The organism is Lachnoanaerobaculum sp. ICM7 (genome assembly GCF_000287675.1).
Taxonomy (GTDB): Bacteria; Bacillota; Clostridia; order Lachnospirales; family Lachnospiraceae; genus Lachnoanaerobaculum.
This window is the reverse complement of the sequence record NZ_ALJL01000007.1, coordinates 1-11,518: the sequence shown is the minus strand read 5'-3', so window position 1 is coordinate 11,518 and position 11,518 is coordinate 1. Positions and strand designations below refer to the sequence as shown.

The window sequence follows — 11,518 nt, the reverse complement described above, 5'->3', positions numbered from 1 at the left end:
ACTATATTAATTCCAAATACTGTTCCACCGGTATACCACGATACTTATCTGCCTTATCTATATTTAATTCAATCATTTTCTTTACAACTTCCATTGAATGTGATGTTGCATCCGGAAGTGATTTTCCGTTCAATATATCTCCTACCAAAATAGCCGAGAATATATCTCCGGTTCCAGGAAAACGAACATCTATCTCATCATATTCAATTCTGAAGCTTTCTCCCTTTTTACTGTCAAATCCGACACAGCATTTCTTATCATTAAAAGGTACGGAGGTAATAATCACAGAAGCATTATTTTCTCCGCTCAATTTTCTAAGTAATTGTTCTTCTTCTTCATTTGTAATCCCTCTGTCTTTATACTCCATTTCCGTAAGAAGGCAGGCTTCAGTGTAATTTGGCTTTATAAGGTCCGCAAATTTCAGTAATTTTCTACGACTTTCTATAGCATCTTTTGATATACCGTTATAAAGGCTTCCGTCATCTCCCATTATAGGATCCACAAATATAAAACTTCCTTTTTCTTTTTGCTTGGCACAAAAATCCGCCAAAATACCTGCCTCTTCATCAGAAGCTATAAATCCGAGTGCTATAGATTCAAATGTGAATCCAAGCTGCTCCCATACATTTACAGTATTTAGAATATAATCTTTGGTATCAAGAATTTCAAACTTACCATAATCAAGAGTATTAGATACCAATGCTGTAGGAAGCGTAAATATCTCAAATCCCATATTTGAAAATATAGGCATCATAGCTGAAAGTGCCACTTTACCATATCCTGCCAAATCATTAATAAGAAGTATCTGTTTATTTTTGTTCATATCTGTCTCTCCTTTTTATAACTATGATAATTATATCATACTTTTAATATTTAAAAACAGACCTTCCGCATCAGCGAAGGGCCTGTCTACAATCATAAAGGTATTTAAATTTTTATTATGGATGAATTACATCATAGTTAGCTACATCATAGTATCCGTCAGGATCCGCATCACTGCCGAACCACACATGTGCATAATGTCCGTCAATGGAAACACCCATGGTCTTTAAATCAGACCACATTCCCTGCGTAGACATTACCTGATTATGTCCCGGAGAATTCTTCCAAAGATTGAGTGCTGTCTCAGGGCTTATCATACCGCTGTATTTGGCAGAAATCTCATATCCGTTTCCTGTGTAATTGGTGATTTCCCTTGGCTTACTCCACATACCGTTTCCATAGTGGTGATCATCCGTGTAAACTAAACGTGTCCAACTTCCGTTTCCTGACCAGCTGTGAAGATTTCCCTGCTCACCTCTGGAATCTACCTGATTCTCAGGTGTATAAGTATTTGAATCACGTACATGCGCTCTTGCAACTTCTGTAAGAGATTTTGAGAATGACAGCTTCGGTAATCCAAGGCTTTCCCTATATGCATTGATCATATAGTAAAGCTTTGCCTCTTTCTCAGTAAGTCCCATTGCTTTTAATGCTTCTATTACCTGAGTCTCCTGAGTAGAAACTGCTGGAGTTGTTGTATTTGGAGTCGTTACCGTATTATTTCCGGTATTTCCTGAAGGTATCACCACAGTGTTGTTTCCTGAAGGAACGGTAACATTATTATTTACTGAAGGTGTTGTATTATTATTGTTTACCGCAGTATTGTTTGAAGCTGTGTTATTTGAAGCTGTTGTATTTCCTGTTGAACCTGCAATTCCTACACCGCTACCCGATGAAGAACCTGAACCGCTTCCACTTGAACCACCGCCAGTTCTTCCGCTTCCGCCTGAACCGCTTGAGCCGCCACCGCTTCTTTTGCTTCCGCCTGAACCGCCTGAGCTGCCGCTGCTTCTTCTGCTTCCACCGGAGCCGCCCGATCCGCCGCTCCTTGAGCTTCCGCCACCCAAAGAGCTTCTCTTTGTGCCTGATCCGCTTGTTTTACTTATATTAACTGTATTTCTTACTCCTTCCACCCATTTACCTGTGGCATCCACATAATAACCGTCCGGTGTAGAAGTATTTACAAGCATAGCTCCGTCAGCACCGAGATAATAATTTCCTATCCAACGGTTTTCAACCATATAGCCGATACCGTCAAAATAATACCATTTATCCTTAATAAGCTTCCATGCATTTGTAGGGTATGAACCGTCCGCCTCTTCATACCACCATCCCTTATCATTCCTCTTCCACTGTGCTTCATTTGCAGCCATAACAGGTATCACTAAAAAAGCTGAAACCGCCACTGCCGATACGGAACACATTAACCTTTTGAATAAATTCATAAACACCTCCAACATAATAAAGTGGCTTTAATACTATTATGTTATATATTAACATTTTTGTTTCTATATATTCAAGTATAATAAATTATTCCACTATATCTCTTTTGCAGGCATCTACCCTTACTTCACCATCGGCAATAAAACTGATTTCATTTGCCTCGGCAGGAGTATAGATTCGTGAACTTAACACCTCTTTTCCACCGTTTACAAATATCTCTACGCTGAATCTGTCAAGTAATATACTTAGACTTAACTTTCCGGACTTGATATCCACATCTATCTTTCTCTCATCAACAGCATCCTTAATCAGCCCTGAAAATCTTCTTGAGAACTTCAATGTTTTCTTTTTAAAATTTATCTTTATAAAAGAATTGTATCTATGATTTGACGCCAAATATATAATACATTCCTTTGCATCAATCTTTTCAATATCCAAATCAAGTCTTGCAACTCTTGAATTTAACTCTGTATCTTGAAATTTATAATCCTTCTCCAAACAAAAGCTTGTTTTATACTCGTTTGTATAATGTTTTTCAAGCTCTTTTGCAGGCATTTGATAAATAATATTTTTCTTTAGTTCAAGCTCCCTTGGGTAGGTCATCTGACCGCACCATTTTGCAATGTCAGGAGTTAAATCATTTCCCCAATCATGCAACCATGCAACCGAAAGTGTTCTCTCATTAATACTCAGACTTTGAGGTGCGTAATAGTCAAACCCGAAATCCAAAGTTCTTGCATTATCAGTCGGTTCAAATCTATAATTTTTCTTGTCATAATCACCTATAAAATATAATACCTGATGTCCGTTAAAGTATTCTCTGCCCTTTGCCTGCATCTCCATTACCGAGACTACCAATATATACTTATCATTAAGTTTAAAGAAATCCGGACATTCCCACATCTTGCCGTAATCTCCGTTGTTTTCAAAAAGAATATTCTTATATTCCCAATCAATCAGATTATTTGAAGCAAAGAGCAATATACTGCCAAGTCCTCTTTCATTCTTTGCACTTACTATACAATAATATATGCCATCTTCCTTCCAAATTTTAGGATCCCTAAAGTCTACACCGCTAAATCCCTTCGGCAAATGTTCCACTCTTATAACAGACTCTTTAGATATACTATTGTAATCCTCACCGTCACCGATTTCTACGGCCTGTTCCTCTTTTCCGTCATTATGTACGGTATAAATAAGTATATGTTTATCTCCTTCACAAAGTGCCGTACCGGAGAAGCACTGTCCCTTTATTTCATCATCCGGTGCCAATGCTACAGGTAATCTGTCCCAGTTTACAAAGTCTTTGCTCTTTGCATGTCCCCAGTGCATCGGACCCCATTTTATATCATATGGATTATATTGATAAAACAAATGATATTCACCGTCAAAGAACGAAAAACCGTTCGGATCATTCATCCATCCCATATCCGGAGTAAAATGATAGACCGGTCTTTCAATATCTTTTATTGTTGATTTGTTCTCTCTGAAATATTCATTTGCTTTTTCTTTGTTGTTCATATTATTACCACTTGTCTTTCTAATTTGTAGTCATGCCCTGTCTGAATTCTATATCAAGTACCTTTGTCTTTCTGTCCACCTTCTCACCGTTTATAATGGCATGCAAACTGTCAACAGCAACCTTTGCCAATTTATCGATAGGCTGCACTATAGCACTTGGGCTCGGATATACCGTGTTTAATATGAAGGTTCCGTCGTATGCAACCACTTTTAAATCCTGCGGCACTCTCTTTCCCATACTCAAAGCCTTTTTCATATATAATAAGGCATGGGTATCCGTTGCAAAAACACCGTCCACATTAGGATACATGCTGAAAGCTTCCTCTATATTTTCCTGAATGAATTTTTCTTCAAAATTATCCATCTTAGGTTTATACTCACGGCATATAAGTCCTGCTTTTTTTATTTCTTTTGCAAATGCCTTATGCCTCTTTATAAAAGGATAATTTTTTGTAGTTGCGTCGGTAAATTGCAAAACTTCCTTGCATCCGCTCTCTATCAACGCTTTTGCCGCAAGAATTCCACCCTTCTCATGATCTACAGTTACAATCAAAATATCATCATTGAGTTTCGGAGTATCAAATCCTACAATCGGTCCTTTTATCTTTTTATAACTGCTGTAATCCAAAGTATGTGTACCGGTTATTATTCCGTCCACCATATTTCTCTCAAGCATCTCAAGATAAGCCTCTTCATTTGTCGCTTCACCTATAGTATTGCAAAGCATTGTTTTATAGCCGTATTTTCGAAGCCTTTTTTCCACTTCACTGTAAAGTGTCGCATAATATGGGTTACCTATAGCCGGTGTGATTACCGCAACTATATTTGTCCTGTTTCTGAACAAATTTCTGGCAAGCTCATTCGGCTTATAATTTAACTCTTCAATTACTTCTTCAACTTTTTTTCTGGTTTTTTCGGAAACATATCCGCTGTCGTTTATTACTCTGGAAACAGTACCCACTCCTACTCCGGCTTTTTTAGCAACCTCTTGTATACTCGACATATACCCCTCCACCTAAATTACTACAGTTAATCTAACCTTTTATTCCTGTAGATGCAATACCTTCTACGTAGAATTTTTGCATAAATATATACATAAGTATCATAGGTATGGATGCCAATGTAAGAACCGCCATAATAACACCGTAATGTATAGGGCTTACTCCTACAAATATCTGTACCGCAAGCTGTACCGTTCTCTTTTCTTCTCCTGTAGTTATAAGGAAAGGCCACATAAAGTCATTCCATCTTGATACGAAATCAAGTATAAGTACCGTTGCAAAAACAGTCTTTGAAATCGGCATAATTATTTTAAAATATGTTCTTATAGGCCCGCAACCGTCCACCTTGGCGGCTTCTATAAGCTCATCGGGAATTCCTATAAAATATGAATAGAACATGTAAATTGAAAAACAGTTCATCATAAAAGGAATTGTAAGTCCGAGCATTGTGTTCACCCAGTTTAACTGAGCCATTTCTATGTATAATGGTAAAATTATTGCCTCTACAGGCATTGACATGAGTGCTATTACAATGGTAAGACTTATTCCTCTGAATCTGTATTTCATCTTAGCAAGTGAGTAACCGAACATAGATCCTAAAAGCAAATCACCTATAAGTACAATGCCTATATAGATCAATGTATTTTTTAATATGGTAAATACTTTTATTCTTTGAAATACTTCCACATAATTCGCCAAAGTAAAGTTCTTCGGAATAAATGTAGACAATGAGTTCAGATTTGAAAATATCTCAAGTTCAGGCTTAAACGATGAAGCAAGCATCCACAAAAGTGGAGATACAAATATAAGACCTACTATAATATTTCCAAGATAAAAAATAACATTACCAAGCACTTTATTTATCTTCTTATTATTCATAATCCCTCCTAATTTGTCTTGCTTATCTTTTTAACTATAATTGACAATGCAACAACTATAATGAAGAATACTGTGGCTATACTGCAGGCATAACCGAAGTTTCCTTTCTGAAAGCCCTGTTCATAGATATAGAAAACCAGTGTTTTTGTTGCATTTCTCGGTCCGCCCTTTGTCATAATATACGGCTGGGTAAAGAGCTTCATAGCCTGTATCAGTGTTATCATAAGTACATACTTAATTGTATTTATAAGTCCCGGTATAGTCACATATATAAGTTTTGCAAACCAGTCTGCTCCGTCCACACTTGCGGCTTCATACTGCTCTGTAGGTATTGCATTTAATCCTGCAATAAAGATCATCATCTGATAACCTGCACCCTGCCATGCCGACATAAATATTATTGAATTCATGGCAGTCTTCGGATTATTTAAAAAATCAATAGGCTGCATACCTATACTCTTTAGAAAGGCATTTATAAGTCCTGTATTGGCATTGGAATTATAAAGAATTGTCCAGAGTACAGCGATAATTACCATTGAAGTTATCTGAGGACTGTAATAAAGTGTTCTAAATATAGCTACACCTTTTTTCTTACTTGATACCATCAGTGCAAGTACCAATGCCAATGTACACTGTACCGGCACAACGATTACAGTAAAATATACCGTATTTTTCAATGCCACATAGAAGTTCTCATCATGAAACAGCTTTACATAGTTACCTATTGCATTGAATTTTATATTGTCCGGACGCACCACCTGATATGTGAAAAATGAGTAGTATATAGTATATATTATAGGAATTATCAAAAAGGCAACCAAAAGAATTATAGCCGGTGACGACATTATAAATCCCGCAAGATTGTCACTGTATTCTTTTTTGCCTTTCTTATTTACTCTTTGTAATGTAGCCATATTACATCCTTTCTACAAAAGGCCTGGCAATTTGCCAAGCCTTTCAAACCATACCGCTATTAAAAATTATTTCTTATAATACATCTCGTAATTTTCATCAAAGTTCTTAGCTACATTATCAAGCTCTTCCTTTGCATCCGCTCCGGCAAAGATATTTAACATAGCTGTTGAGAAATCAGTTGAAAGTACTGAGTATGAAGGTGTTCTAGGTCTTGAAACACCTGTGTTTTGTAACTGCCACTTCATAAGAGCTCTTGCACCGCTGTCCCAGCCTTCCATCTTCTCATAAGATGATGTTCTTGATGCAGGCTTGGCAACCGCACTTGCATAAGATGCAATATTGTCACTGTTCATTGCCCACTGTAAGAACTTTCCTGCAGCATCAGGATTCTTTGAATCTCTTGTAATAGCTGCAGCCCAGTCACCTGTCGGTGATGCGGCCTTGCCGTCATCTGCTACAGGGAAATATGATACTCCCCAGTTAAGATTTGACTTCTCAAGATCTGCAATATTCCATGAACCGCCAAGTAATGTCGCAGCTTTTCCGTTAAGGAACTCATCCTTAACCGGATCAAGATTTGCATAACCGTTCTTAATAAACTCATTTAAATACTCTGCTGTCTTTATACTTGCATCAGAGTTTACATATCCGTCAGCTTTTGAACCGTCTTCATTTACAAACTCGGCTCCGCCCTCTGTAAAGAACTGTCCGAGAGCATAGATGATTCCCTCGCCCTTATCCATGATTATATTTGTTCCTACATAATCATCTGTTGTAAGCTTCTTTGCATTGTCAAGGAACTGACTCCATGTCCATGCTTTCTTTATATCTGTGTCTGAAGGGTATTCTATTCCGGCCTTATCAAGATAATCCTTATTGTAGAACAGTGCAACTGAAGACTCTGTAGGAGCTATTGCATAAAGCTTTCCGTCATATGTATCAGCCTGAACTGTACTTGGCATAAAGTCCTTTAAATCATCTGCCGGGAAATAACTGTCAAGCGGTACTGTGATTCCGTTTGCCGCATAATATGAAACCATAGGTCCGTCTACATACAAAATATCCGGAAGATTTCCTGATGTGGTAGCTGTAGTAATCTTGTTCTCATATGCATATGAATCGGCTCTGTCGATAGCTTCTCTCTTAACCTGAATGTCAGGATTTTCTTTGTTCCACTGATCGATCTTCTCTACCCACCATGCCTCGATAGCCGCCGTATCTGTAGGGCTCCAAATTGTTACATTGGTAACGCCGTCTGCACTCTTACTTTCTGCAGCCTGTGAGTTTCCATCACCTGCACTGCTTGAGTCTGCCTGCTTTGTTGTACCGGCACTGTTTCCGCAAGCCGCCAACATACCTCCAAGTGCCAAAACACCTAAAGTTCTCAAAACTTTTTTCATGAATATACCTCCTGAAATATTTACATAAAATACTACTTACAAGTAGTTTGGTTTATAAGTTTTTCCACGAAGTCTCATAAAATATACTGTTCTTACATTTTAAACTGTATTATTTTCCTGAAACTCATTTGTGGAACGCGTTCCATATCTTTAAATGTATTTTATCATATACATTTAAAATGTCAATATAATATTTCACAGTTATCTTTGTCTATTTTGCACTAAAATAAAAAGACTGATAACCTGTCACCATAAGTCATCAGTCGTATATATCTATTATAATTCCGGTATTGATTTTTAATACCGATTTTCTTTTTTAGAATCCCAGATTATCATTTACCAAAATAACATGTATTCTTCCCTCGTGACGAGAGTATCTTGTTACCAAAAACTGGCAGCAGATAGTATCAGGTGATTTACAGTCTGAGCATTTTCCTGTAATCTTGCAAGGAGTCTTTATATCAAATCTCTGTGTATTTGCTGTAGCCGCAACATTTCTGGCACGCTTCATAGCACTGTCGATGTCTGAACATATCTTATTGATTCCGACTATAAACACAACCTTTTTCGGTCCCTGTGCAATACATGATACACGGTTTGAGTTCCCGTCAATATTTACAAGCACTCCGTCATCTGTCATAGCATTGGCACTTGAAAGAAATATATCCGCATCATAAGCTGCCAAAAGAGCTTCTCTGGGTTCCATCTTGGCTCTGTCCATATAATTATAGTTGCCCTGCTCAAGTGCACAAATCAAACCGATTTCATGCGCACTCATGCAACCTCCCATTGCGATCTTACTGTTTTCAGGGATAAGCTCAAGAGCAATCTTAAGCGCTTCTTCCTTATCCTTTGCATAATACCCTGTCATATTACGTGATTTCAAACCTTTGATTACGGTATCTGCCAACACTTCATTTCTCTTTTTTAAGTTCTCGTTCATATATTCTCCTCTTACTTAATTTCAATCAATATATTTGAGCATTGATTTTTTCTACTTATCCAAGGTCCTTGCTCTCTCAAGTGCCTTATCTATATTCTCACAGAAGTTTTCTCTTCCCGCTTTTTCTATAAATCCTGCCTTTTCCATTACTTTCATCGGTTGCTCATTTACATGGGATAATATCAAAGTCATATTTCTTTTTTTGCAAATCCCAAGTAATTCTTCCAAAGCTTCAAGTCCTGAAATATCCATTGCCGGTACATTTCTCATACGAAGGACCAGTACATTTTTTTCGGCTTCATTTGATATATTAAGTAAATCTTTTGTAGCACCAAAAAATAATGCTCCAAAAATCTCATAGACTATTGTATTTTCAGGTACAGCCTTAAGGTCGGAATTCAGTGCATACTCATCCGAGTCTGATTTATCCACCCATTGGCGTACATTTGCAATATCGGACATACGCTTTAGGAAAAGAAATGCCGCAAGAATCATACCGAACTTTATAGCCATTACAAGGTCAAAAAGTACCGTTAAAAATAAAGTAATCAATAAAACCGCAATATCACTTTTAGGTGCTGTTTTTATTATATGTACCACATTTCTCCATCCGCTCATATTGTAGCCGACTATAATAAGGATGGCAGCCAGACAGCTCATCGGAATAAGCGATGCATATGGCATCAGAAATAACAATATCAGCATAAGTGTAATTGCATGAATCATACCTGCAATCGGTGTTCTTCCGCCGTTTTTAACATTGGCGGCGGTTCTTGCAATAGCTCCTGTAGCAGGTATTCCTCCAAAGAGCGCAGACATTATATTACCGACTCCCTGTCCTATAAGCTCTGCATTCGGACTGTGATGACTCTCTGTCATTGTATCTGAAACCACGCATGATAATAGAGATTCTATAGCAGCCAATATTGCTATGGTAAATGCCGGTGAAACCATCAAAGAGATAAGCTCAGGTGATATATGAGGCACACTAAACTTTGGAAGTCCGGCTTTTATAGTATATAAATCCCCTATAGTTTTTACAGGAAGGTTTCCGAACTTTACAATTAGAGTTGTAACTATAATTGCAATCAAAGATCCCGGAATCTTCTTAGACACCTTCGGCCAGAATATCTGAATAAGAAGCGCCAAAAGACCTATTAAAAAAGTTGCGATATTTAATGTGTGAAAATTCTTAAAAAGAGCAATCATCTTCTCCACAAATTCTGCCGGCACCGCTCCCATATCAAGTCCGAAAAAGTCTTTTATCTGTCCTGCCACTATACTTACAGCAATTCCGAAGGTGAATCCTACCGTAATAGTCTTCGGTATAAACTTTATCAAATCTCCAAGTCTAAAGATTCCCATAAGTATCAGCATAAATCCTGCCATTATGGTGGCAACTGTAAGTCCTGCCATTCCATACTGAGCCACTATACCATAGATTATTATAACAAATGCTGCTGTAGGTCCACCTATTTGTACTATACTTCCACCTAAAAATGAGATAAAAAATCCTGCAACCACTGCCGTATAAAGCCCCTGCTCAGGATTTACACCTGATGCAATCGCCAGCGCTATCGACAGCGGCATTGCAATAATTGCAACTATGATACCTGAAATCAAGTCCTTTACAAACTGCTCACCGCTGTATCCTTTTAATGCTTCAAAAATCTTGGGTCTTATATAACTTAAGTCCACATTTCCTCCCTTAAGTCCTAAAAAATTGAGTATTTACTCTTAGAACTATGTGATTTTATGATAGCACAGACAAAATATGGTGTACAATACTTATGTATACAAAAATTAAACATATTATAAGCTTGAAATTCTTATGTCAAAAATACATATATGTTTTAAATTATATATCTAATGTTCCATATTATTCCTTAGGATTGTACTTATATAATCCCCCTTATTCCTACTTATGCATGCTGTCGCATATGTCAAGGGTGATTTGGATGTAACTCCCTTATATTCCGGACTTTTTAAAACAGGCATACTATAGAATACATTCTTTTTATTCTCCAAATCTATAAACCACTTACCACCTATATATTTTCTGAAAGTCTCTCCAATATATACTGTCAAGTAATCAAGCGTTTTCTTATCTTTTATCAGCCCTTCGGCATCTTTATAATTAGCTAAGATCCATTTTTCCAGTTCATCCAATGACCCCATACTGTAGTCAAGTTTCAAGTTATTTTCTTTAGCAAATGTGTCTGTAAAATATTCCATTTTAAAAGGTATAAGAATTATCCACTCTTCAAAGTTTTCCCTAGTATATCCCATATTTTTACTATCCTCATTTCTATTTATCTGCGTATTCTCTTATTTTATAAATATTATATAAAGGAATATTTGTCATCCGGTCCTGCTCACGATAATCTGACATAGATGTACGAACAGCATACTTTGGATGATACTTTTCACAAAAGGCTTTAAGACTTTTTGCTCTCAAATTCTCTTCCGCTTTCACCTCTAGCGGAATTATCGATGTTTTGCCTTGAATCATAAAATCTATCTCTCACTTGAATTGGATGTGGAATAATAATAAGGCTCTATACCTTCCGATGCAATAAGTTGCTGCAAAACAT

General features: G+C 37.1%; 11 protein-coding genes. All 11 read right to left on the bottom strand.

The genetic code is table 11. The features are described from left to right. Position 1: 1 nt before the first annotated feature. Positions 2-823: a pyridoxamine kinase gene (locus HMPREF1140_RS01295; RefSeq protein ID WP_009662143.1), complete on the bottom strand. Its 822-nt coding sequence runs from the start codon at positions 821-823 to the stop codon at positions 2-4. Between the two features lie 115 nt (positions 824-938). Beyond that, complete coding sequence (locus tag HMPREF1140_RS01290; RefSeq protein WP_009662116.1) at positions 939-2,267, bottom strand: CAP domain-containing protein; 1,329 nt, start codon at positions 2,265-2,267, stop codon at positions 939-941. Positions 2,268-2,352: 85 nt separating this feature from the next. Next, complete coding sequence (locus tag HMPREF1140_RS01285) at positions 2,353-3,786, bottom strand: glycoside hydrolase family 32 protein (RefSeq protein ID WP_009662117.1); 1,434 nt, start codon at positions 3,784-3,786, stop codon at positions 2,353-2,355. Positions 3,787-3,805: 19 nt separating this feature from the next. Then, positions 3,806-4,789, bottom strand: a complete 984-nt coding sequence (locus tag HMPREF1140_RS01280) for a LacI family DNA-binding transcriptional regulator (RefSeq protein WP_009662144.1) — start codon at positions 4,787-4,789, stop codon at positions 3,806-3,808. 31 nt (positions 4,790-4,820) lie between these two features. After that, positions 4,821-5,666, bottom strand: a complete 846-nt coding sequence (locus HMPREF1140_RS01275) for a carbohydrate ABC transporter permease (protein ID WP_009662128.1) — start codon at positions 5,664-5,666, stop codon at positions 4,821-4,823. An 8-nt stretch (positions 5,667-5,674) separates the two neighbouring features. Further along, on the bottom strand, positions 5,675-6,580 hold the full coding sequence (locus HMPREF1140_RS01270) for a carbohydrate ABC transporter permease (protein WP_007594146.1): 906 nt from the start codon (positions 6,578-6,580) through the stop codon (positions 5,675-5,677). Between the two features lie 66 nt (positions 6,581-6,646). Further along, positions 6,647-7,981 carry an ABC transporter substrate-binding protein gene (locus HMPREF1140_RS01265; RefSeq protein WP_009662130.1) on the bottom strand — a complete coding sequence of 445 codons (1,335 nt, stop codon included), beginning with the start codon at positions 7,979-7,981 and terminating at the stop codon, positions 6,647-6,649. Positions 7,982-8,297: 316 nt separating this feature from the next. After that, positions 8,298-8,924: a lactate utilization protein gene (locus tag HMPREF1140_RS01260; protein ID WP_009662135.1), complete on the bottom strand. Its 627-nt coding sequence runs from the start codon at positions 8,922-8,924 to the stop codon at positions 8,298-8,300. A 51-nt stretch (positions 8,925-8,975) separates the two neighbouring features. Next, entirely contained in the window at positions 8,976-10,622 is a 1,647-nt protein-coding gene (locus tag HMPREF1140_RS01255; protein ID WP_009662118.1) for a SulP family inorganic anion transporter, read from the bottom strand. Positions 10,623-10,790: 168 nt separating this feature from the next. Further along, on the bottom strand, positions 10,791-11,213 hold the full coding sequence (locus HMPREF1140_RS01250) for a hypothetical protein (protein WP_007594152.1): 423 nt from the start codon (positions 11,211-11,213) through the stop codon (positions 10,791-10,793). 19 nt (positions 11,214-11,232) lie between these two features. Next, positions 11,233-11,436, bottom strand: coding sequence for a hypothetical protein (locus HMPREF1140_RS01245; protein WP_009662140.1), 204 nt, complete (start codon positions 11,434-11,436; stop codon positions 11,233-11,235). Positions 11,437-11,518 lie beyond the last annotated feature (82 nt).